We start from the raw sequence: 23,007 nt of genomic DNA, 5'->3' as shown, positions 1-23,007 counted from the left end.
GACGGTTTTTCCCGGTTTTACCCTGCAATAAGCAATTTTTTTACGGAGATGCAGAGTGCGACAGATTATCGGACAAGCCGCTTAGTACATGATTGGCAATAAAAGTCTGGTAGCCGTCCGTTAAGAAACAGTGAAACCATACACAGGATGATCAGGTGTTGTTACAATAGAAACAATCCGACTGAAAAAAAGCAGCATACCACCGCGAGGGGGAGTCCCAGCATGAAAAGTTCGTTAAAAGAGGTGCATATCTCCCAAGCGGCCGGGCTGGTGTTGGCCCACGACCTGACCCAAGTGGTGCCCGGTCAGTACAAAGGCCCTCTATTCCGGAAAGGGCATGTCGTCCGGGAGGAAGATACCGAGGCTCTTCTATCCATCGGAAAAGAGCACATCTATGTGATCGAGTTGGCGGCTGGGGAGCTCCACGAGAACGATGCGTCCCTTCGTATCGCCGACGCGGTTCGGGGCCCCAACCTGACAGGAACCCAACCCCGGGAAGGGAAAGTGAATCTGAAAGCGAAGATCGACGGCCTGCTCCAAGTGAACCCCGATGCTGTCCATCGTATCAATGGCGTCGAACAGGCCGTGTTGTCCACTCTGAATGACAAAGAACCGGTCCGGGCAGGAGAAATCGTCGCTGCCTGTCGGGTGATCCCTTTGATTTATCCGGAAGAACGATTGAAAGAAGTGGAAGTCATCGCCAGAGAGGCACAACCTGTCCTACAGGTAAAACCGTATCGGGCTCACAACATCGGTGTCGTTACAACCGGGAACGAGATTTACCACGGACGGATCCAGGATCGATTTGGCCCCGTGGTGAAAGAGAAGGTGGAAGGATACGGCTCCCGCATCCTGGGGCAGACCCTGGCGAGTGATGATAAACAGCGGATCATGGACCAGATTGGTTCCTTTATTGATAGCGGGGCAGACATGGTGTTGGTAACCGGCGGCATGTCTGTCGATCCTGATGATCGGACCCCTGGTGCCATCACGGAAATGGGAGCCGAAGTGGTCAGCTATGGAACGCCGATGCTGCCGGGATCGATGCTTTTGGTTGCTTACTATCGAGGGGTGCCGGTGCTGGGGCTTCCGGGCTGTGTAATCCACGACGCTTTTACCTCCTTTGATGTTCTCCTCCCACGCCTTTTGGCTGGGGAGAAGATTACCCGGGAAGAGATCGTTGCTCTCGGGTACGGCGGCCTGCATTCCTGTTAACCTTGGCAAAGGGCAGCGCAGTATGTATGATGAAAGAAGAGACTGGTTGATAATGGATTCATCCAACCCATATCCAATCCGGGGACGACCCGGGGTATGGAGGCATACGATGTCTGAACAAAAAATCCCGCAAGTAACCGCCAAACGGTTACCGCTTTATTACAGATACCTGGAAAAGCTCCACGCCATCGGGAAGAAACGGGTCTCTTCAGCCCAGCTTTCTGATGCCCTGCAAATCGATCCGGCTACCATCCGACGCGATTTTTCCTATCTAGGTGAACTAGGGAAAAAGGGATACGGATACAATGTGAACTATCTTCTTCAGTTCCTGCGGGATTTTCTTCGTCAGGACGAAGTATCCAATGTGGTTCTAGTGGGGGTGGGTCACCTGGGAACCGCCCTGCTTGGATACAACTTCTACCGCAGTCACAATACCAAGATCGTTGCTGGTTTTGATGCCGATCCGGGCAAGGTTGGACAAGAAGTGGACGGGATCCCCGTCTATTCCATGGAGCGTTTCGCGGAGGTCCGAGAGCTGCACAATGTGGAGGTGGCCATCCTCACCGTTCCGGCCAATGTGGCCCAAGCGACCACGGATCGGATTGTTCGATCTGGAATCCGGGGTATTCTCAACTTCACCCCGGCCCGGTTAACAGTCCCGCCTCATGTTCGGATGCACAACATTGATCTAACCATCGAGTTGCAGACGCTGATCTATTTCCTGAAAAATTTCCCTATCGATGAGTACGTCCCTCCATTGGAATTGCCCGACCCCACCCGGGAAGGCTAAGGGATAGGACTGTCGGTGGCAAGGTAGGAAACCGGAAGAGGGAAGGTACCATATCATGAATCAACGTCATTGGACAGAGCATCTGGGTGAAATGCGCGGTCGCATCCTGATGGTGTTAGCCGCCTTCATTCTCAGCTTGATGATAGGTCTGTTTTTCGCGGAGCCCATCATCCGGTGGACGATAGGTGATATCCTTAACGGAACATTGGAAAAAACGGTGAAATTGAATATTTTCTCCCCGGGAGAAGCCCTCTCGATCTATATGCAATTCGCCTTCATAGTCGCCCTTGCATTCACAATGCCGGTGGCTTTTTACCAGGCTTGGAAGTTTGTGCAGCCGGGCCTGACTAAAAAGGAGCAGAAGGCCACCCTAAGCTATATCCCCTTTGCGATGCTTCTCTTTATAGCGGGCCTTTGTTTTGGCTATTATTGGGTCTTTCCTTTCTTGCTCAATTTTATGGCCGTCCTGACGGAACGTTTGGGAGCACAGGAAACCTATGGGATGTACGAGTTTTTTCGCTTCTTGTTCCGGGTTGTCTTTCCGATCGCCCTCTTGTTTGAATTGCCGGTGGTCATCCTCTTCCTGACTCGGATCCGGATCGTTACTCCTCAACTTCTGAGGAAGGGGCGCCGGTATGCCTGGCTGGGGATGGTTGTGCTGGCGGCTTTGGTGACACCACCGGATTTGGTTTCCAATATACTGGTCTCGATTCCACTGATCCTCTTGTATGAGGGGAGTATCTTCCTGTCAGACCGTGTATACCGAAAAATGCTCGCTGAAGAGGAAGCTTACGAAGCGAAGTGGAAGGAAGATGAGGAAGAGTGGGGCAGTTCTTTTGAGTGATGGAGCCGGGGGAATGGGTCAGAAAAAACAACAGGGAGTACGCTCTCTGTTGTTTTTTGTTGCTACAAAGCTGGCTGCATGGAAATGGAAGAAAAAAGGGAAAAAAATTGAGGTGCGGGGCTTGCAAAATCGAAGGGAGGAAGATATTATGGTTATGGGTGTTAGCACTCGATATCAGTGAGTGCTAACAACGAGAACTCCACCTCATGAAGGAGGGTGTCTTTCGTGATCAAACCGTTAGGAGATCGCGTCGTACTGAAAGCGATCGAAAAAGAAGAAAAAACCGCCAGTGGCATTGTCCTGCCGGAAACGGCCAAGGAAAAGCCTCAGGAGGGGAAAGTCATTGCCGTGGGCAGCGGTCGTTATGAAAACGGCCAAAAAGTCGGACTCGAAGTAAACGAGGGCGACCGCGTCATTTTCTCCAAATATGCGGGCACGGAAGTGAAAGTGGGCGAAGAGGAATTCCTCATCCTGCGGGAGAGCGATATTCTGGCTGTTGTCGACTGACAATCCCGTACGTGAACCTTTGAAATAAAAAACCCCTACATAGGAGGGACGCAAGCAATGGCTAAAGAGATTCTATTTAGTGAAGAATCCCGCCGTTCCATGTTGCGCGGCGTGGACGCACTCGCCAACGCTGTGAAAGTCACCCTGGGTCCGAAAGGACGCAACGTGGTGCTGGAGAAGAAGTTCGGTTCTCCCTTGATCACCAACGACGGTGTTACCATCGCCAAGGAAATCGAACTGGAAGACAAGTTTGAGAACATGGGTGCTCAACTCGTGAAAGAGGTCGCTACCAAGACTAACGATGTGGCTGGTGACGGTACCACCACCGCTACGGTGCTGGCTCAAGCTATCATTCGCGAGGGTCTTAAAAACGTAGCTGCCGGGGCTAACCCGATGGTGATCCGCAAAGGGATCGAAAAAGCCGTTACGGCTGCTGTAGAAGAGATCCGCAATATCGCTAAGCCGATCGAAGGGAAAGACTCCATCGCCCAAGTGGCAGCAATCTCCGCTAACGATGAAGAAGTGGGCAAACTGATCGCTGAAGCGATGGAAAAAGTGGGCAACGACGGCGTGATCACCGTCGAGGAGTCCAAAGGCTTTGCCACCGAGCTGGAAGTGGTTGAAGGGATGCAGTTCGACCGCGGGTACATCTCCCCGTACATGGTCACCGACAACGACAAAATGGAAGCCGTGCTGGATGACCCTTACGTGTTGATCACCGACAAGAAGATCGCCAACGTGCAGGAAGTGCTGCCGTTGCTGGAAAAAGTCGTCCAGCAGGGTAAACCCCTCTTGATCATCGCGGAAGATCTGGAAGGCGAAGCCCTGGCTACCCTCGTGGTCAACAAGCTGCGCGGTACCTTCAACGCAGTCGCCGTCAAAGCTCCTGGCTTCGGCGACCGGCGTAAAGCCATGCTGGAAGACATCGCGATCCTGACCGGCGGCCAGGTGATCACCGAAGACCTTGGCCTTGACCTGAAAACTGCTGATTTCAGCTCTTTGGGAAGCGCTCGTCAGATTCGCGTGACCAAAGAAGACACCATCATCGTGGACGGTGCTGGTGACCGCGCTGGGATCGACAGCCGCGTCAAGCAGATCCGTCAGCAGCTGGAAGATACCACTTCCGAGTTCGACAAGGAAAAACTGCAAGAACGCCTGGCGAAACTGGCTGGCGGCGTTGCCGTCATCAAAGTGGGCGCTGCTACCGAGACCGAATTGAAAGAGCGCAAGCTCCGCATTGAAGATGCCCTCAACTCTACCCGCGCTGCTGTGGAAGAAGGGATCGTCTCCGGCGGCGGTACTGCTCTCGTCAATGTGCTGCGCGCCGTTGAGAACCTGGATGCTTCGGGTGACGAGTTGACCGGTGTGAAGATCATTCGCCGTGCACTGGAGGAGCCCCTGCGCCAGATCGCTTTCAACTCCGGTCTGGAAGGTTCCGTCATCGTGGAACGGATTAAGAACGAAGAAGTGGGCATCGGTTTTAACGCCGCTACTGGCGAATGGGTAGACATGATCAAGTCCGGCATCGTCGACCCGGCCAAGGTGACCCGCTCCGCACTGCAAAACGCTGCCTCCGTGGCTGCTATGGTGCTCACCACCGAAGCGGTGGTTGCAGACAAACCAGAAGAAAACGAAAATGCCGGTGGCGCTCCCGACATGGGTGGTATGGGCGGCATGGGCGGCATGGGCGGCATGATGTAAATCTCGCCCTAACCTAAATAAACCCGAAGATCGGGTAACGTAAAATTGGAGGCTTCCATGAGCTGCACAGGCTTATGGAAAGCCTCTTTTTTTATCGTTTATCGATAGGCCCAACTACTGTAATACTCGAAAGCCGGGTTAGGGATTGCTTCCTGGGCTTTCGAGCATAGGTTACCGAAACAAGGAGAAAAGCCATAAAAAAGGGGGGAAGCGCACAACATATTTACGATGGATAGGCCGTAATCATGGAACGAAAGGGACAAAGGAGGCAGGCCCATGGACACTCTTTGGGTGATCCGGGAGATGAAAAATCGCTTTTTTAGTGACGGGGTTTTTGACCTGTCGGCCCAGTTGGCCTATTATTTCCTTCTATCCGTGTTCCCCTTTCTATTGGTGGCGATCACCTTGATCGGGTATCTCCCCCTATCTGCGGACAATGTTTTGGAATTCATCCGTCCCTATGCTCCTGCCCACACTCATCAACTGATCGAGAACACGCTGAAAAGCATCCTGGGTGTACAGCGGGGGAATCTCCTTTCCTTCAGTATTTTAGCTACTTTATGGCTAACCTATATGGGGATTCAATCCATGGTTCGGATATTGAATTATACTTTTCAGGTGGAGGAGGGGCGTCCCTTCCTGCGGGGGGTGGCCGAAAGTCTCCTGCTGGTGGCTGGGTTGCTCACCGCAGTGGTGATCTCCCTGCTCTTCCCGATCTTCGGATCGTTAATCAGCGGATCCATCCTCCCGCAATTGGGCCTCACTGCCTGGTCGGAGTCGCTATGGTCCTTGATGCGTTGGCTGTTTTCCAGCTTGGTGCTCTTTCTGGCCTTTTTTTGCCTGTACTACTTTGCTCCCAACCTTCGGATGGAAACGGAAGAAGCAGCTCCGGGGGCTTTTTTTGCCACGCTGGGGTGGCAGCTGATCTCCTTGGGATTCTCCTATTACGTCTCCTTGGGAAACTACTCCCTGATATACGGGAATTTGGGCGGGTTGATCGTCCTGATCATCTGGTTTTATCTTTCTGCGATGATCCTGATCATGGGCGGGCAGTTGAATGCCATCCTTTACGAATATCGGATTCGATCTGTGCCGTGGCGACAGGGGGACCCAGACCCCTCTTGAAAGATCCCGTCGGTCACCGCGAAATGTTGGTTTGAACTTTCATGGAAAGGTGAACAATGCTTTTGTAACCATCATGAAAAGGGAGGCGCAATCATGGCGGATGTCAGGATTCAGACGATGGACCGCGGACCGTTGATTGTCCGAGGAGACGTGGAATTGGTGGACGCCGAAGGGAATGTGTTTGAAACGAAGAAACAGTTTGCCCTCTGCCGCTGCGGAATTTCCCAAAACAAGCCCTTTTGCGACGGAGCCCACTCCGGCAGCTTTGAGGACTGTGTAAGAGCGGATAAGGTATTGTGAGTAAAGGGAAAGACTCAAAAAAACCCCCTCCAGGTAGAAGGAACCAGGAGGGGGTTTTTATCTTCATCCGTCGCAATTCGGACACTTAATAAAGAAGATACCCTTTCCCTTTGGTAAAGGACGTTGGGCACCTTCTTATCTAAATCTGTGGCCACTTGTCTCCGGAGTTAGGAATCTCACGAATCCTTTTCTTTTTTCATCCGTATATATACGGAAGGAATATGGTGGAAAGGAAGATAAGTAATGAAAAAAAGAAATTCGGGGTTTTTGAAGGAGAGAAGGACGTGGATTTCACAGTTATGTCTGGTGATTGCCGTTCTTTTGCTGGTGGGATTGATTTCGGCCATTGGAACGAGCGTTTACTATGGCAGCGGCGAGCCGGCGCGGGATGAGAAGCTGAGGAGGTTAGTTGAGACTACTGTCGCCTTAACCGAACCCGGAACGGAATCCTGCGGTCCCCTCTCCTCCTCTGTCGGTGGATTATTTTCCGTGGAGATGACCGGGGAACTCTGCCGGCAGTTAGGAGGGGAGCATGTGAGGACTGGGAGCATTGATACGGAATTTACCTTCGAACAGATGACCTGGATGGACTGGCAGTGGAGAGACAAGGAACCGAAAGGCTTACCTTTCATGGATGCGAAAGATGCGGAGGGGTACGAATGGGAACGGCTCGATAAACTCCCGAAAGGCACAGTGGTGGAAGCCTACCTGGTTTTTGATCATCCTCGTTCTACGGCTTCTGTCTTGAAAAAGATGAAGGGGAAAGATTTTGCACCTGTCTGGTTCGCCGTCGATACTGGTGACGAAAAAATAAAGGAAGAAGAACGTCCATGGGAGCCGATCGGATTTCCCTATGGGGATAGTTGGCTGGAACCTTATCAGAAGGTGACATCCCGCAAGGTGGAAACGAAGGGGTTTTTTGAAACCGTAAGTGAGAGCGCTGTTGGCCCGGACTTGGAACCGTATGGAAGCGCCGCTAACCGGGAGAAATATTTTATGAAGAGTTTGCGGACGCTGGCAGAGGGCGAATCCAAGCTGGACCCGTCTTGGAAGTCCGATCTGCAGCTCAAGCGGCGGATTGGTTACTTAGAAAAGAACGGAATTAAACTCTCTGGTGCCCTTATTACGGGGCTGACCAAAGAGGTACTGAAACTGAAAAAAGAACCTTGGATTGCGGGTGCGTCATTGGGAGAAGTGGACTTTTGGAATTGGTACGAGGAGGAATGATCAGGATTCCGGAGAATCCGGCTCTACATGGATATGCGTGACCTTCACGTGGTGCTTCTCCCTCATCACCTGCTCCAATTCTTCCGTGATCTGATGGCTCTCCTCAACACTGAGGCGGGCATCCATCTCGATCACGGCATCCAGGATAATATCGTGCCCCTGCATGCGTCCCTTCAGGTCGACGACAGCTAGCACCCCGTCCGTCTGCTCCATGGTCTCCCGGTATTGAACCAACCGTTTTGGTTGAAAACCATCGGTCAGAAGGTGGGACATTTCTGCGAAGATTTCCCAAGCAGTTTTCAGGATCAGGAAGCTGACGATGACAGCTGCAACGGGGTCCAGCCAAGGCATACCGAACTGAGACCCGATGATTCCAACAGCAGCCCCGATGCTGATCAGGGCATCGGAGAGGTTGTCTTTGGAGACGGCGGAAAGGGCATGACTGTTGGTTTTATCGGCTAATCTCCGGTTGAAAGCATAAACGCCGAACATCACCAGAGCTGAAACCAAGGCGACGGCAGCAGCCAATGCGTTCGGGGCGATTGCCTGCCCAAGCCAAGCGGACTGAATGGCATCTCCCAACACCTGTAAACCGATTGTCGCCATAATAAAGGAAGCGATCAAGGCGGAGATGCTTTCCGCTCGCGAATGCCCGTAAGGGTGATCGTCATCTCGTGGCTTCCTGGATATTTTCAAGCCGATGAGTACCCCGGTGGAAGCGATAATGTCCGTCACATTGTTCAGCCCGTCAGCAGTCAAGGCTTGGGAACCGGTGTATAAACCCATAGATATTTTAAATAGGCTCAGGAGAATATAGGCTCCTATACTAACCCAAGCTCCCGATTCTGCTTGATTCTTCATCGACTCCCTCTTTCCCCGGTAAGGTCATCCATAGGTTAAAGCATCAACCCGGTGTGGGTCTATAGAAAGAGAATTGCCTTGATCAAGTTTCCATGGGCAAAGAAAAAACACTTGCCTCTCTCCAACACCCAGAGGGGATCGGCAAACAGCGGGTATGCTAGTTTTCAGTATCCGGATGAACTATGATAGAGGTTGTTATGAGAAATCCGTTCAAGATAAAAAGAGGAGGGGGCACCATGAAGGCCTTTGTGGCATTTCTGAATAGGTTGGATGAAGAGAAAAGCGCTCGTTTCCGGGAGGAGCACCTGAATTATCTGAGGGAATCGAAGGAGAAGGGAAACATATGGGCTTACGGTCGTTTTGAGGATGGCTCTGGAGGGATGGTCATCTACCGGGCGAAAACAGCGGAAGAAGCGGAATCCCTGGCTAAAAGCGATCCCTATATCAAAAAGGGGGCCCGTCGTCTCGAGATTCGGGAGTGGGCGATGGTAACGGATTAAAGTTTCACCAAAGAATGGTTTCCAGGCCTGGGGGAAAACTGTTGGCAACAACCTCCTGGAAACAACTGCTTGACCCGGATTCTGCCGATTGGTATGATTAAATCGCGTTTTTGAGATGGGATACGGGAACCAAAATGAACGGTAGATCTATCTCGTATATTTTCAGGAATACGGCCTGAACGTTTCTACCCGGCTGCCGTAAACGGCCGGACTACGAGCATATGGGTCACCGGTGCCTTTCTTTATGCATGGATGTGCTTTTATGCGAAGGAACGGTGGACCGGAGTCTTGTATCGCCGGGTAGGAGCGGTGCGAGGTGGCCGGTCTTTTTATGTTGACATTCCTGAATGAGAAGGTGGGACTTTCTGATGGATAAACCGATGGAGCGCGTTGTGGTGATGGATTTCGGGGGTCAGTACAATCAGCTGATCGCCCGACGGATTCGAGATTTAGGGGTCTTTAGTGAATTGATCCCTCATAGCACAGGTGCCGAAGAGCTGCGTGAAATGGCTCCGAAAGGGATCGTTTTTTCCGGGGGGCCGAACAGCGTCTATGCCAACGGTTCTCCCAAGTGCGATCCCGCAATTTTTGAATTGGGTATTCCGATCTTCGGTATTTGTTATGGGATGCAGATGATCTCCGCCCACTACGGGGGCGTCGTTGATCGAGCCCATAAACGGGAGTACGGAAAAGCCGAGGTAGAACTGGTATCCGACAGCCCGTTGTATAACGGAATGAGCCGGAATCAACTGGTATGGATGAGCCACAGTGATGTGGTGATCTCTCCTCCGGAAGGGTTTCAGGTGGACGGGAAGACGCATTCGGCTCCCGTCGCTGCCATGAGTGATCCGGTCCGCAAGGTTTATGCCGTCCAATTCCATCCGGAAGTGCGCCATACGGAGGGCGGAAATGAGATGATTCGCCGCTTCCTGTATGATGTGTGCGGCTGTGAAGGAAACTGGAGCATGGAAACCTTCATCGACGATACAGTCGCTGAGTTAAAACGCCAAATCGGTGACAAACGCGTCCTCTGCGCCCTTTCCGGCGGGGTCGATTCCTCCGTCGTGGCCGCGTTGATTCACCGTGCCATCGGTGATCAGTTAACCTGTATGTTCGTCGACCACGGGCTGCTTCGCAAAGGGGAAGCGGATAGTGTAGTCCGCACATTCGGCGATCATTTTCAAATGAACCTGGTCAAAGTGGACGCCCAGGAACGTTTTCTGTCCAAGCTATCGGGTGTGAGTGATCCGGAACAGAAACGGAAAATCATCGGCAATGAATTTATCCGTGTATTTGAAGAAGAAGCCGAAAAACTGGGTAAACACCACTTCCTCGGTCAGGGAACCCTCTATACGGACATCGTGGAATCCGGGACGGATACCGCTCAGACGATCAAATCTCATCATAACGTCGGAGGGCTGCCGGAAGATATGGAGATGGATCTGGTGGAACCCGTCAATACCCTGTTTAAGGATGAGGTACGTAAAGTCGGGGAAGAACTGGGGTTGCCCAAGGAAATTGTGTGGCGTCAACCCTTCCCGGGACCCGGCCTTGGAATCCGTGTCATCGGCGAAGTGACGGAAGAGAAGCTCACCATCGTCCGCGAGTCCGATGCTATCCTGCGGGATGAAATCGCCAAGGCAGGGTTGGATTCGGAGATTTGGCAGTACTTCACCGCCCTCCCCGATTTCAAGAGTGTCGGGGTTATGGGGGATTCCCGTACGTATGCTTACACGGTCGGTATCCGGGCGGTTACCTCCATCGACGGTATGACGGCGGATTGGTCCCGAATTCCCTATGATGTGCTGGAGGCAATCTCCAACCGGATCATTAACGAAGTGGACGGCGTCAACCGGGTGGTATACGATATCACCTCGAAGCCGCCGGCCACGATCGAATGGGAGTAACATCCACTGAAGGGTGGCTAACGTTTTGGAACGACAATCTTTCATTGTCCGGTATTTCGGCTTTCGAGAACATCGAACCAATCTGAAGACGGAAATACTGGCAGGCGCAACCACGTTTTTAACCATGGCTTATATCCTGTTGGTTAACCCTTTTCTGCTTGGGAAAGAGGCAGGAATGGATTTTGGCGCCGTCTTTGTAGCCACGGCGCTGGCATCGGCGATCGGTACCTTGTTGATGGGCGTTCTGGCCAACTATCCCATCGCTCTTGCTCCGGGCATGGGTTTGAACGCTTACTTTACCTACACTGTCGTGCTTGGGATGGGTGTCTCTTGGGAGACCGCCCTGGGTGCGGTCTTTCTGTCCGGCTTCATTTTCCTGGTGTTGACGGTAACCAAACTGCGGGAACTGATCATCAATGCGATCCCCCCGGGGCTTAAATATGCCGTTTCTGCGGGGATCGGTCTCTTTATCGCCTTTATCGGCCTGAAGAACGCCCAGTTTATCGTCCCCAATGATGCCACCTACGTTTCTCTCAACCCGAATCTGTTGAAACCGGGGGAGCTCCTCACTCTCTTCGGCCTGGTGCTCACCTTGTTTCTGATGATTCGGGGGCTGAAGGGAGCTGTCTTTTTCGGGATGATTGGTACGGCGGTGGCCGGCATGGTCACAGGCGTTGTCCAGGTGCCGGACAAGATTTTTGATGCTCCGCCAAGCCTTGCCCCAACCTTGATGCAGATGGACATCATGGGGGCTTTGGACATGGGTTTTTTTGCGATTATCTTTGCCTTCCTGTTCGTGGACCTTTTTGACACAGCGGGCACCTTGGTCGGCGTTTCCAACCAAGCCGGGCTCTTGAAAAACAACAAACTTCCTCGGGCGGGACGAGCCTTGACTGCTGACTCCGTCGCTACGATGTCGGGTGCAGCCTTGGGGACGTCCACGGTAACGTCTTACATCGAGTCCACCGCAGGAGTGGCTTCTGGTGGAAGGACGGGAATGACGGCAGTTACCACCGGGTTGCTCTTCCTCCTGTCCATCTTCTTTTTCCCACTGGTCGAGGCCTTCGCTTCTGTAGCGGCGATCACATCCCCAGCTCTGATCATCGTCGGGGTCTTAATGGCTGCCAGTTTGAAGGAAATCGAGTGGAAGGATCTGAGTGAGGCGGTTCCGGCTTTTCTGACCGTATTGATGATGCCGCTCACCTTCAGCATCGCTACCGGAATCGCTGTTGGATTTATTCTGTACCCGTTGGCTAAGATTTTCGCCGGAAAGTGGAAATCGGTTCATCTTATCATCTATATATTAGCTGCTCTATTTATCATCCGCTTTGTTTTCTTGGGTAGTATGTAAGGTGATTTCAACAGATTCACCCGCTTCTTTGGGAAGCGGGTTTTTTTTGTGTCCGTGAACAAAATGAGCAAAATGGTGTTTATTTCGATATAGTTCACAAAATCGCCATCATTGGTTATGGTGAAGACAGTTGGAAGCGCTTTCCCAACGGAAAAGGGGTGGATACGATGAAAGTGAATAAATGGTTGCTCGGGATCGGGGCGATATCTCTTGCACTGGTTACGGCGGCTTGTACAGGGCAAAGTACCGGCGGTAAAAGCGGAGCATCCGGTGAGTGGAAACCGAAGAAACCGATTGAAATGATTGCACCGGCAGGTGCAGGTGGTGGTTGGGATACGACCGCCCGGATTATTCAGAAGACGATGGATAAAGAAAAGCTTTTGGATAAGCCGATGGCGGTGGTGAACAAACCGGGAGGCGGAGGAGCGGTGGGATGGTCTTATGTAGCCAATAAGAAGGGGGATCCCCATACGCTCTTCGTTACCTCTCCGCCGATTCTATTTGTTCCACTGAATGGGCAGTCAAAGGTTGGGCATAAAGACTTCACACCGATTGCCGGAGTGATCGCCGATTATGGAGCGTTTGTGGTTAAGAAAGACGCCAAGTGGAAAAATATCGGCGATTTGATGGGCGATTTGAAAAAGAATCCCCAGGCCGCGTCGATCGTAGGTGATTCTTCCCCGGGCAGCATGGATCACATGCAGTTTGTGAAAGCGGCAAAGAAAGCCGGAGTGGAAGTGAAAAAACTGAAATACGTATCCATGCAGGACGGGGGAGGGATGAGTGCCCTCCTGGGCGGTCATGTAGATGTGTATTCGACCGGTTTAGCCGAAGCGACAGAACAGGCACGGGCCGGTAAGGTAAAAGTCTTGGCGATTACGGCGGAGAAGCGGTTGAAAGGAGAGACCGTTTCTGAATTCCCTACCTTGAAGGAACAGGGCATTGATGATTCCTTCACAGTCTGGCGGGGAATCATGGGGCCTCCGAATATGGAGCCCGCCGCGGTGAAGTACTACGAACAGAAAATTAAAAAAATGCTGGCGACGGATGAATGGAAAGCCCAGGCTAACAAACTGGGCTGGGAGGAAGGGTTCATGACCGGCGAGGAGTTCGGTCGCCATATGGACAAGGAGTACAAAACCTTTGCAAAATTGATAAAAGAAGCAGGACTGAAGCACTAACCGTTGAACTGGGATGGCGGTTTCCCCGCCATCTTTTTCTACTCACGAAGGGAGGGAGGCACTCCCCGTTCTGCGCGGGAGAAAGTGCCGAATCCATGACACGGGATCGACAAGCGTCCATTGTGTTGATGATTATCGCTGTGCTATATCTTCTTTTCAGTTACCGCCTTCCTTCTTATGCATTGGCTGTCATGGACGCTGATGCACTACCTATCGGACTGGGCTGGCTCCTCTTGGTTTTAGCGGTTTTGTTATTCTTTTTCGGAGAGAAGACTCCTGCCGATCAAGAAGATTCTCTGTCTCGCAAGGAATGGGGTGTGCTGGGGACTGTTTTAGGAGCTACTCTCCTGTATGTGTTCTTTTTGGAGTGGTTGGGCTTCGTTTTGGTTACCATCCCCTTCATTTTGGGTGTTACAGTCTTGCTAGGATACCGGCGGTGGGGAGTCAATGTAACGGTAGCCCTCGGTTTTACCGGGGTGATGTATTACGCTTTCACCTATCTGCTCAATATCACCTTACCCCAGGGCCCCTTGCCCTTTTAAAAGGAGGGAAGCAGCATGGAAACATTGGATAGCATCCTATACGGATTTCAAGTGGCCCTATCCCCGGAAAATCTCATTTATGTTTTTATCGGTGTGCTTGCCGGGACCATCATCGGCATGCTTCCGGGTTTGGGACCGATTAGTGCTATCGCGATCATGATCCCCCTCAGTTACGGCATGGACTCTGCTTCCGCCTTGATTATGATGGCTGGGGTATATTACGGGGCCATTTTCGGCGGATCCACCTCATCGATTCTGCTGAACGCCCCAGGTGTAGCCGGAACGGTGGCCACCTCATTTGACGGATATCCGTTGGCACAGCAGGGAAAAGCGGGGAAAGCCCTTGCGATAGCTGCGATATGTTCATTTATCGGGGGAAGCTTTGGTGTGGTCGCTTTGATGCTCGTGGCACCGAAATTGGCTCAGGTTGCGGTCAGTTTCGGACCTCCCGAATACTTTGCTCTCATGTTACTGGGGTTGACGGCGATTGCCAGTCTGGCGGAAGGGTCCACCATTAAAGCCTTTATTTCTGCTGTAGTCGGGTTGATACTGGCGACGGTGGGGATTGACCAGCAGACGGGGACCCAGCGGTTTACCTTTAACAAACCTGAACTGATGGAAGGAATCGATTTTTTGATCGTGGCTTTGGGGGTATTCGCCTTGGCCGAAGTGGCTTTCATGATCAGGAACCGGAAGAAGTCTCTCTTTTCAACTTGGAAGGAAGTAGGCAGCCTCAAGTTGAGCAAAGCAGATATAAAAGAAATTGCCGGGCCGACGGGGCGGCAGTCCGTATTGGGATTTTTACTGGGAGTATTGCCGGGAGCCGGTGCTACTATCGCCTCCTTTTTGGCCTATGTGACTGAGAAACGCCTGGCCAAGGATCCTTCCCGGTTTGGAAAGGGTGCTTTAAAGGGGTTGGCTGCTCCAGAAACAGCCAATAATGCCGCTTGTAGCGGGGCCTTCGTTCCCCTTCTTACCCTGGGGATTCCTGGTTCGGGTACGACAGCGGTCATGTTAGGAGCCCTGCTGGTATATGGGGTGCAGCCCGGACCACTGATGCTCAATGAACACCCGGATGTATTTTGGGGGGTGATCACTAGCATGTATGTGGGGAACCTATTCCTGTTGGTTCTGAATCTGCCCCTGATTCCTTATATTGCTCGAGTGCTTCTGATTCCGAGGCCCCTTTTGATTACCCTGGTTATCCTCTTTTGTATGATTGGGGTGTACGGAGTCAGCTTCGCCACCTTTGATCTGTATCTGTTGATCCTCTTTGGCATCATTGGTTTCCTTATGCGCCGGTTCCGCTTTCCGGCGGCTCCCTTAATCCTGGCTTTTATTCTGGGAGGTATGATGGAACAATCCCTTCGTCAGTCCCTGACCTTGTCCGGAGGAAGCTGGAGTGTTTTTGTGGACCGACCCATCACCGTTGCGTTGCTGGCTGTGACGGTGGTATCCCTGTTCTACCCCCTGGTGAAACAGTGGATAGCATCGCGTAGACGGGATCGAGGGGTCTCCGTATGAGGGGTTTTGTCACAAACTTGGGCTGAAGACGGATGATGTGTTCATGCTATTGGAAAATATAGGATTTCGACGTTCTTCTGCCGTTTCTCAACCTGCTCGTTGGGAAGCGGTTTTTTTATAGGGGGTATGAAGGGGCCCCCTCCGTATGAAACTAGTCGTATCGGTACCACCTTTTTATGGAGGGTATGCCATTGATACGGATGAAGAAGGGATGTAGGCACCTACTCCTTTTCTGGATTGCGGCGTGCTTACTCATAGGAGCAGGACCCGTCTCCGGAGATGCTTTGGTGATAAAAGCTCACGAATCGCTTGTTGAAAAGGAGATCACACGGTTAATCAAGCAAAAAGAAGATGCAGTGAATCACAAGGATCGACGGCGGTTTCTGGAGGTGATTCATCCGGGGATGAGGACGTATATCCAGGAACAGAAACGTTGGTTTGACGATGCCGTCCGCTGGATTGACCGGGGTTCATTCCGTCTGAAAATGATTTCCCTCATTCCTGGGAAGGAACACCAAGTGCGTGTTTGGCTGGAACAACAATACAGCCGTAAAGGGAAGACGACAACCGTCAAATTTCCGCTTTTGTTCCAGGAGACGGAGAAGGGATGGCGTGACGCAGACCTTCCCTTTTATCACATCGCCCGAGGCGACGTGTTGGTTCATTATTCGGATGAAAGGTTGAAGGAACAGGCTTTGATCTCCCTGGAAGCGGCGGATCGCGCCGTCCACGGCTTGGAACGCCAATTCGGATGGCATCCTGCTGAGCGTTTGGAAGTGAAGTTGTATCACTCACCGGAAGTGTTCCGCCAGTCTATCAAGCTTTCCCTCCCTGATTGGGCAGGGGGATGGCACGAGGCAGGTCAGTCGGTCAAATTGATCGGTACGGCCGCTGTCACAGACCGCAAATTGCTTTCTTCGGGTATCGTTCATGAGGTGACCCATCAGATGATCAGTGAGATGACTGGAGATAACGCGGCTTATTGGCTTCAGGAAGGGGCTGCCGAATATTTTCAGTCTCACCTTCTCCCAGGGATCCGGACTGAAGAGGAAGAAGCTTATGTCAAGCCCAGGTGGTCTCTTGGGCGTCTTGAGACCATCCATTTGGAGAGCCTTCCGGAAAAGGAGGCCAAGGCTTACTATGCGGAGTGCGATCAATTTTTCCGCTTTCTGATGGAACAATATGGAGTGGAAAAGGTAAAACAGCTGTTTGCGGTCCTGGAACTCAGCCCGGCGGTGGATCGAGACAGCGGGGAGAAGCTCCCTCTCATCAACCGGCGTACCCGTTCTGCCATACGGAAGGTTTACGGGAAATCACTGGAACAATTGGAGCGTGATTGGATTCGTTCGCTGAAAGAGGAGGGCGGTGCCCGACCGAAGCCGTCGGTTGACCCTTCCGCCGACTGAAAAAAGCCTTTGTTAAAAGTTCGATGAATGATACAAATCTGCTTCGAAAAATATCCCTTGAAAGGAAACTGCTTTTTAGGGGTGTTTTTAATATGCACTCCGCAGAGTCGCAGGGTCTCAGCTCTCAAACAAGAAAGCAGGTGAAATGTAGATGCTTTCTGTAAAGAAATTATTGAGAACCCACTATCGCGTTGGCAATCATCATAAGCGGGAGGAACCCTTACGAGAGATCTGTACGCAAATAATGGGAAGCTACCCGACACTCCTTCACCTGCTCAGGTACTCTCATGGTTTGGTTTCTCCCTTTTCTTTTTCTGTTTTATCTTTGCATCGATCGCGTAAGGGGCTATATGAAGGCCGCTTTGATAAAGACCACGTCGATTTGTCACATGGATACGCCGTAATTTTTGATTTTTACTTCAGGGGAGATGGTGATTTTTGCTTTGGAGAGAGCTTTTCCCCACTCTTTTTCGACCCTTTTCCACTCTGCATACCGATGAGACTTGGCGTAAATTCCCAATCCAATGGGATCCAATTGATGTTGCTGAATTTTTTTGACCAGGTTTTCGCATTCCTTTTTCACTTGCTTTTGCAAGAGAGACTCTGTTCGGGGTGTTTCCTTTTTCCAGTCGATCGGAAACTTGCGTTCCGTGACAGAGGCCTCGACTTGAATGCCGATGTCGAAAACAAACCGGCCTTTTTGAAAATCAGTTGATACCTTAACAGAGGAGTTGTCGATATTGATACTGATTTCCTCCTGATCGCCGGGTTTCTGATGAAGCATCAGAGGCACCGATTGTTTGGTGTCTCCCTGCAATAGCAACAGCAATGTGCTTTCTTTGTTGTTTAATGAAGTCGCATATTTCCCCTGTCGATCGAGGAGGGCGGTTCCCGTTACCGTAATTTCGTCATTCTTCATGGTCATTTCCGATAGGTGGGGGGTAATCCGTTTATCAAATATCTGTCGATGAAATTGTAACAACCGAGTCAGCACCGTGGTGCCATTTTTACTCGAGGATTCAACAATATCTCGGATGACCGTCCCCAGCATTCCTTTATCTTGTGTGTCGGCATACATCACATCCTGAACCGGGCCGTCGACGACGATAACTCTCGCGTTGGTTTCATTTTTGGGATCCCGGAACAAGACGTCTAATAAAGGGAAGGCGTTCTGTTTTCTTAGCAACCGTTTTCCGATCAGGATATTTTGCAGCTTTCCGCCTACGACTTTTCCTGTAGTCATGTTGTTAATGAGTGTGGTGGTTTCACGCAGAGTCGATCCGGTGGCGGTGGTGATATCCACCTTTTCTTCTGCTTGCCTGTTGAAGACGGGATTGGAATGAAAGATCTTGTATGTATCTTGTTCCTTATCTAGACCCAACACTAAAACAATACTTGCCTGCTCCAGGTATAGTTTTTCCCCACACCCAGGCATTAGGATGAGTAGAACAACTTGTAGTCCGTACAAAAACTTTCTTTTCATTTCATCGACCCCATTTTCGTTCGGGTTACGATGCGATCCATGAGCCAGAGGAAAGGGGGGAATAAAAACGCATACAGGATTCCCACGTTGCCGAACCATTTTTGTAATTGGTTGACCTCGGTACTTAAGGGCTCAACAAATAACATCAGGATGATTCCCGACAGGGCAATTCCCCACATCAGCGGACGATGATCCTGCTTTCCTGTAATTTTCATGGTTCCGAATAGGGCCATATAAAAATAAGGGATAACGGTCATGAACAAAACAAACAGGTAAAAAGATAAAAACGTAATTTCCAACCGTTCAAGGAAAGGGAATTGAATGGGTTTCAAAAGGACGAGCGTGGGCCAAACGAATTGTTTCACTTGTTCCGGGCTGAAACGGACAAAGCTGAAAAGCGTGGCGATAAAATAGATTAAAAGGGAGAGGGAATTGGCGATGACAATTCCTTTGACGGCAGCTTTCTTGTTTTTCAGGAAGGGATACAGGAGAAAAGCCATTTCAAATCCGAGAAAGGAAAGGGCCGTTGATTTCACCGCCCCAAAAACAGGCTTCCACCCCTCCTTCATCAAGGGGAGAAGATTCAGCCACTCGACATGCTCTTGAAGGGAGAAGATCAGGATGAGAGGCATCCAGATCGTGGCCAGATAGACGAAGTCGGCGGTTCGTCCAATCGCCTTTAAACCATGCTGGACAATCATCAGGATGGGAATCATAAAAAGGATTGTCAACTGATAGGCTTTAGCACCAGGAAGAACCCAAACTTCGATAATGTGAAGTGTAACAAAAAATACCGTGGACGCGGCAAAGAGGGAATAAAGCACCCATAACAACGAAAGCCCCTTTCCCATCCACTTGCCAAAGATTTTCGGGAGAAGGTCATAAAGGGTGTCTTCGGGATGCTTTTCCATGATTTTGACGATCAGAATACTGAGTGCGACGGAAACGGCCCAGCCGATGACAATAGAGATCCAACCGTCTGTTCCTGCTTGTTCCGCCACATCTCGGGGCAGGGTGAGAACACCGATTCCGATTTGGGTTTTGTAGATGATGAATACGTATTGGGAAAGAGAAAGTTGGTTGAAGGTAGAGCGTTCCATCAGTCATCCTCACCCTTTCGGGTCTGACCTTGCCGGCGCCGTTGCAGGGGGTGAGGGGACAAGGGCCGGGTATTCATTTTCCAGAGGGGGACCCGAATCCAGGTATCTTTCCAGTCGGGAAGACGAGTTGGTGCGAAAGGGCTGCCGTAAGGTTGGCCCAGGGATTCCATGTTGATAATATGGACGAACAGAACGATGAGCCCGATCGCGATCCCCACCATCCCGAACAGGGAAGCGATCAGCATCATCGGGAATCGAACGAGACGGACGGCGAAGGCCATATCGTGGTTGGGGATGATAAAGGATGAAATCGCGGTAATGGCCACAATGATGACCATGATATTGCTGACGATCCCCGCCTGTACGGCAGCTTGTCCTACCACAATCCCTCCTACGACCCCGATGGTCTGTCCTACGGGGGATGGGAGGCGGACCCCGGCTTCTCGGATCATCTCAATGGCCGCTTCCATTAACAATGCTTCCAGAATCGGGGGGAAAGGCACTCGAACTCTGGAGGTAGCGATGGAAAGCATCAAGTCGAAGGGAATCACTTCATAATGAAAGGAGATGACCGCGATATAAAGAGCGGGTAAGCTGATCGCAATGAAGAAGGCAAAAAAACGCAAAAGGCGCAGAAAAGACGCCACTAGCCAACGGACGCTGTAGTCATCAACATTTTGGAAAAAAGTTGTGAACGTGGCGGGTCCAATCATGACAAAAGGGGAGCGGTCGACCAATACGGCGATTCGCCCTTGGAGGATCTGAGACACAACCGTGTCCGGCCGTTCCGTGTGAAGAAATTGAGGAAACAGGGCAAAAGGATGATCCTCCACATATTGTTCCAATTCGCCGGTGTTAAGAACGGTATCTACATGAATCTGTTGAATACGGTCTTCCATCTCCGCCACATAATCGGGTTGTACGATATCATTCAGATACACGATATAAGCTTCAATATTCCCCCGCAGTCCCAATGTATACTTCTTAATATGTAGCTCCCGATGATTCAAGTAAGTACGGATGAGTGCAAGATTTTGCGTGGCCGTTTCTACGAAACCCTGATGCCCGCCTTTAAGGGTGGATTCTACCTGGGGCTCCTGAATCGCCCGTTGGGGCCATCCCTGTGTGAAAAATAGGAGGGCTGAATGATGGCCTTCTAGAATAAGGATGCTTTTTCCCTCGAAAAGAGAAGCTTCAACTTTGGCCCAATCCGATGCGGTCTCTGTTTTTCCGATGGGAAGTTCGGGTTGATCCAAATTTTCAACGGATGGCAAGTCATACATCAACGGGCGCAGCACTTGGTCATTGATAGCAATTTTGTCCACCAGATTTTCGAGATAAAACAAAGCAACTTCATCACCAGCTTTTGTTTGGAAGCGGCGGATGACCAAATCAGGGGCATGGGGAAAGCGCCGTTGAAGTTCTGTCAAGTTATCCCCGATCCTTGTTGATAGGGGTTTACCTGTGGAGCGATTCTGACCTTCTTTTCTCCACCGACGGAAAAGACTCATCTTCTTCCCTCTTTTTAGCCCAGTTGATTCTTGTAGCGTAAGCGAAATCGGAGGGATTTATACAGTAGGGAAGCGGTGAGGCTTTGTCAAAGAACAGTTAGCCGGAAGTTGGATTCCAGGAATATAAAGTGACAGTTTAATCAGGAAATAGCAGGCTTCCGGAAAGTGATGTTCCAAAAACCGGAGAGTGGTTTTGTTCATCAGCATCTCATTCTGGTAATCGCGAACCACCTGATAGATAAAAGCATAAAATTGAACGACTTGCACCCCTACTTCCGCCGCCAGCTTCATTTGTCTGGGGAAGCCTGGTGATTGGGTTCGCATATATCCTGTCAGAACCCGGTTCTGGTTTAAGAAAGTCTGGAAGACGGCCTGGAATCGCTCCGCTTGCACCTTGACCCCCACTTCAACGGGATCGATGTGGCTGATCAGCAACAGCGCATGCCCCAATTGGTCGATGAGCCAGAGCTCCAATAATTCTGCCAATGGCAGAGGCGGCGCCTCTAGACCATGGACATAATAGGAGAGCAGCCGGAGATATTCTCCGTTTTCAGCCAGTGTCCCGTTAAAATAGGTGGGCGTTGTATTAATGATGATCTGGTTTTGGATACGTAGGCTTTGAATCATACATTCTAGCCGATAATATCCCGATGCGACAGGTTGAGCCTCCTTAGCGAAACGGATCATTTCAGGAGAGGATGGGCTTGCATTCCGGTCTATCTCCTGAAGGTGCTGACGGAGTGTTTTGAAACTGTGCATATAGGTTCTCGCTTGCTCAATCCACTCCTTTTCATCGGGTGACAGAAATTCAAAGACAAATCGGGCATGATCCTCTAAGATTTCCAACCAGAAACGGTGCTCCTCCCATACGCTCAGCTTCAATGCTTTTCCCTCCCCATCAACCTCTATTTCAAACTATGTGGGTAGCAAAGGGAATTTGCATTCCACAACAAGAAACGGCCCCCGGAAATCCAGAGGCCGTTTCTTGTTCACGTGTTCAATGGAAGAGATAGGCTAAAGGATGGCTCAACGCTGCGAACAGTAAGCCGGAACAGATGGTGCCTGCTGCGATGGCACCGAAGGAGATTCCGAAAGGCACCTGGAAAAAGGCAGCTGCAAAGCAAGCAGTGTAGGCGCCGGTTCCAGGGAAAGGAATGGCCACGAACAGAAATAGGCCGACCGGGGCGCCGTATTTGCGGATCGAATCCCCTTTTTCCACCGCTTTCTGTTGAACCCTTTCACAAAAACGGCGGGCCCGGGGTGACCAAGCGTAAAGGCGTTCGGTCAAAGGTTGAAAGAAGTAAATCAAGGGTAGGATCGGAATCAGATTACCGACGATCGCCAATATAAGGGTCTCACGAGCGGGTAATCCTATCAGTGTGGCGAAGGGAATGGCTCCCCGTAATTCGACAAAAGGAAGTCCCGCCATGATTAATACTTGAAGTTCTTTGGGAAACCACGAGAGCCAGTCCATCATAAGAAATGTTCTTCTCCTCTCCTGTCCAGGCTTCGTTCTCTAACAGGCAGCCTGGAGACCTGGGCAAAGCCGATAAGGCTTACCTTCTATAATAGTATACGATGGAGGCGGGAGGATTGGAAGCGACATACGTCCTCATCACACGAATATCATGCTGTGTATGATTGGAAACCTCATAGGGAAAAATACTCTTGACCTGTGTCTTCATGCATGATAAAGTATTATTTGCCCTTGAGAAACAGCAGGTTTCGACAGGACCTCGGAAAAACCCGCAAAAAAAGTTGTTGACAGGATCCGATAGATTTGATAGGATAGATCTTGTCGCCGCAAGAGAGCGGCACCGCCAAAACAGCGGGAACAACAAAGCGTTCCTTGAAAACTGAAGAGCAATTGATTCGACCTTGTTAATTCATTTGAGCGTTTCAAGCTCACCTTTATCGGAGAGTTTGATCCTG

At 50.9% G+C, this 23,007-nt stretch carries 23 protein-coding genes and 1 riboswitch; of the genes, 16 read left to right on the top strand and 7 right to left on the bottom strand.

Going from position 1 to position 23,007, the window contains the following annotated elements; all coding sequences use genetic code 11:
- Window positions 1-222 precede the first annotated feature (222 nt).
- The 9 genes from ACFOUO_RS00410 to ACFOUO_RS00370 all read left to right on the top strand — a co-directional run bounded on the left by ACFOUO_RS00410 (window position 223) and on the right by ACFOUO_RS00370 (window position 7,709).
- The gene (locus ACFOUO_RS00410) at window positions 223-1,215 is read left to right on the top strand and encodes a molybdopterin-binding protein (RefSeq protein WP_380701059.1); all 993 of its coding nucleotides are present in this window, start codon (window positions 223-225) and stop codon (window positions 1,213-1,215) included.
- Between the two features lie 109 nt (window positions 1,216-1,324).
- A complete protein-coding gene (locus ACFOUO_RS00405; RefSeq protein WP_380701057.1) occupies window positions 1,325-2,005 on the top strand; it encodes a redox-sensing transcriptional repressor Rex in 681 nt (226 codons plus the stop codon).
- A 55-nt stretch (window positions 2,006-2,060) separates the two neighbouring features.
- Entirely contained in the window at window positions 2,061-2,849 is a 789-nt protein-coding gene (tatC, locus tag ACFOUO_RS00400; RefSeq protein ID WP_380701055.1) for a twin-arginine translocase subunit TatC, read from the top strand.
- 13 nt (window positions 2,850-2,862) lie between these two features.
- Window positions 2,863-3,030 (top strand): hypothetical protein, encoded by a 168-nt coding sequence (locus ACFOUO_RS00395; RefSeq protein ID WP_380701053.1) that lies wholly within the window; start codon window positions 2,863-2,865, stop codon window positions 3,028-3,030.
- Between the two features lie 44 nt (window positions 3,031-3,074).
- Window positions 3,075-3,356 carry a co-chaperone GroES gene (groES, locus tag ACFOUO_RS00390; RefSeq protein WP_380701051.1) on the top strand — a complete coding sequence of 94 codons (282 nt, stop codon included), beginning with the start codon at window positions 3,075-3,077 and terminating at the stop codon, window positions 3,354-3,356.
- 57 nt (window positions 3,357-3,413) lie between these two features.
- On the top strand, window positions 3,414-5,057 hold the full coding sequence (gene groL, locus ACFOUO_RS00385) for a chaperonin GroEL (RefSeq protein ID WP_380701049.1): 1,644 nt from the start codon (window positions 3,414-3,416) through the stop codon (window positions 5,055-5,057).
- A 276-nt stretch (window positions 5,058-5,333) separates the two neighbouring features.
- The gene (locus tag ACFOUO_RS00380; RefSeq protein ID WP_380701047.1) at window positions 5,334-6,182 is read left to right on the top strand and encodes a YihY/virulence factor BrkB family protein; all 849 of its coding nucleotides are present in this window, start codon (window positions 5,334-5,336) and stop codon (window positions 6,180-6,182) included.
- Window positions 6,183-6,275: 93 nt separating this feature from the next.
- Entirely contained in the window at window positions 6,276-6,482 is a 207-nt protein-coding gene (locus ACFOUO_RS00375) for a CDGSH iron-sulfur domain-containing protein (protein WP_380701045.1), read from the top strand.
- A 243-nt stretch (window positions 6,483-6,725) separates the two neighbouring features.
- Window positions 6,726-7,709 carry an anti-sigma factor gene (locus ACFOUO_RS00370; protein ID WP_380701043.1) on the top strand — a complete coding sequence of 328 codons (984 nt, stop codon included), beginning with the start codon at window positions 6,726-6,728 and terminating at the stop codon, window positions 7,707-7,709.
- On the opposite strand, the gene ACFOUO_RS00365 is transcribed toward ACFOUO_RS00370, so the two are convergent.
- A complete protein-coding gene (locus ACFOUO_RS00365; protein WP_380701041.1) occupies window positions 7,710-8,570 on the bottom strand; it encodes a cation diffusion facilitator family transporter in 861 nt (286 codons plus the stop codon). It lies immediately after the preceding gene.
- A 236-nt stretch (window positions 8,571-8,806) separates the two neighbouring features.
- Here ACFOUO_RS00365 and ACFOUO_RS00360 point away from each other — a divergent pair, with 236 nt between their 5' ends.
- The 7 genes from ACFOUO_RS00360 to ACFOUO_RS00330 all read left to right on the top strand — a co-directional run bounded on the left by ACFOUO_RS00360 (window position 8,807) and on the right by ACFOUO_RS00330 (window position 16,981).
- Window positions 8,807-9,070: a YciI family protein gene (locus ACFOUO_RS00360; RefSeq protein ID WP_380701039.1), complete on the top strand. Its 264-nt coding sequence runs from the start codon at window positions 8,807-8,809 to the stop codon at window positions 9,068-9,070.
- A 132-nt stretch (window positions 9,071-9,202) separates the two neighbouring features.
- A riboswitch (purine riboswitch) is annotated at window positions 9,203-9,304 on the top strand.
- A gap of 134 nt (window positions 9,305-9,438) precedes the next feature.
- On the top strand, window positions 9,439-10,977 hold the full coding sequence (gene guaA / locus ACFOUO_RS00355; RefSeq protein ID WP_380701037.1) for a glutamine-hydrolyzing GMP synthase: 1,539 nt from the start codon (window positions 9,439-9,441) through the stop codon (window positions 10,975-10,977).
- Window positions 10,978-11,002: 25 nt separating this feature from the next.
- Window positions 11,003-12,328, top strand: a complete 1,326-nt coding sequence (locus tag ACFOUO_RS00350) for an NCS2 family permease (RefSeq protein WP_380701035.1) — start codon at window positions 11,003-11,005, stop codon at window positions 12,326-12,328.
- Window positions 12,329-12,495: 167 nt separating this feature from the next.
- Window positions 12,496-13,509, top strand: a complete 1,014-nt coding sequence (locus tag ACFOUO_RS00345) for a Bug family tripartite tricarboxylate transporter substrate binding protein (protein WP_380701033.1) — start codon at window positions 12,496-12,498, stop codon at window positions 13,507-13,509.
- A gap of 95 nt (window positions 13,510-13,604) precedes the next feature.
- Window positions 13,605-14,051 carry a tripartite tricarboxylate transporter TctB family protein gene (locus tag ACFOUO_RS00340; protein WP_380701031.1) on the top strand — a complete coding sequence of 149 codons (447 nt, stop codon included), beginning with the start codon at window positions 13,605-13,607 and terminating at the stop codon, window positions 14,049-14,051.
- A 15-nt stretch (window positions 14,052-14,066) separates the two neighbouring features.
- Complete coding sequence (locus tag ACFOUO_RS00335) at window positions 14,067-15,575, top strand: tripartite tricarboxylate transporter permease (protein ID WP_380701029.1); 1,509 nt, start codon at window positions 14,067-14,069, stop codon at window positions 15,573-15,575.
- Between the two features lie 287 nt (window positions 15,576-15,862).
- Window positions 15,863-16,981, top strand: a complete 1,119-nt coding sequence (locus ACFOUO_RS00330) for a peptidase MA family metallohydrolase (RefSeq protein ID WP_380701027.1) — start codon at window positions 15,863-15,865, stop codon at window positions 16,979-16,981.
- 385 nt (window positions 16,982-17,366) lie between these two features.
- Here the strand turns inward: ACFOUO_RS00330 and ACFOUO_RS00325 are convergent, their stop codons facing one another.
- From ACFOUO_RS00325 to ACFOUO_RS00300, 6 genes are all read right to left on the bottom strand, one after another.
- Window positions 17,367-18,464, bottom strand: a complete 1,098-nt coding sequence (locus ACFOUO_RS00325) for a Ger(x)C family spore germination protein (RefSeq protein WP_380701025.1) — start codon at window positions 18,462-18,464, stop codon at window positions 17,367-17,369.
- Complete coding sequence (locus tag ACFOUO_RS00320) at window positions 18,461-19,564, bottom strand: GerAB/ArcD/ProY family transporter (protein WP_380701023.1); 1,104 nt, start codon at window positions 19,562-19,564, stop codon at window positions 18,461-18,463. The genes ACFOUO_RS00325 and ACFOUO_RS00320 overlap by 4 nt, the downstream gene beginning before the upstream one ends.
- Window positions 19,564-21,075 (bottom strand): spore germination protein, encoded by a 1,512-nt coding sequence (locus ACFOUO_RS00315; protein WP_380701021.1) that lies wholly within the window; start codon window positions 21,073-21,075, stop codon window positions 19,564-19,566. Before ACFOUO_RS00315 ends, ACFOUO_RS00320 begins: the two co-directional genes overlap by 1 nt.
- Before the next feature lie 57 nt (window positions 21,076-21,132).
- A complete protein-coding gene (locus tag ACFOUO_RS00310) occupies window positions 21,133-21,957 on the bottom strand; it encodes a DUF2935 domain-containing protein (RefSeq protein ID WP_380701019.1) in 825 nt (274 codons plus the stop codon).
- A 115-nt stretch (window positions 21,958-22,072) separates the two neighbouring features.
- Complete coding sequence (locus ACFOUO_RS00305) at window positions 22,073-22,552, bottom strand: COG2426 family protein (protein ID WP_380701017.1); 480 nt, start codon at window positions 22,550-22,552, stop codon at window positions 22,073-22,075.
- A gap of 204 nt (window positions 22,553-22,756) precedes the next feature.
- Window positions 22,757-23,007: hypothetical protein (locus ACFOUO_RS00300; protein WP_380701015.1), on the bottom strand; the 251-nt coding region annotated here is incomplete at its 5' end.

It is taken from the genome of Salinithrix halophila (assembly GCF_042650125.1).
In the GTDB taxonomy this organism is placed as follows: Bacteria; Bacillota; Bacilli; order Thermoactinomycetales; family DSM-45169; genus Salinithrix; species Salinithrix halophila.
The sequence above is the reverse complement of the archived record's forward strand: the minus strand, read 5'-3'. Positions and strand labels throughout refer to the sequence as shown.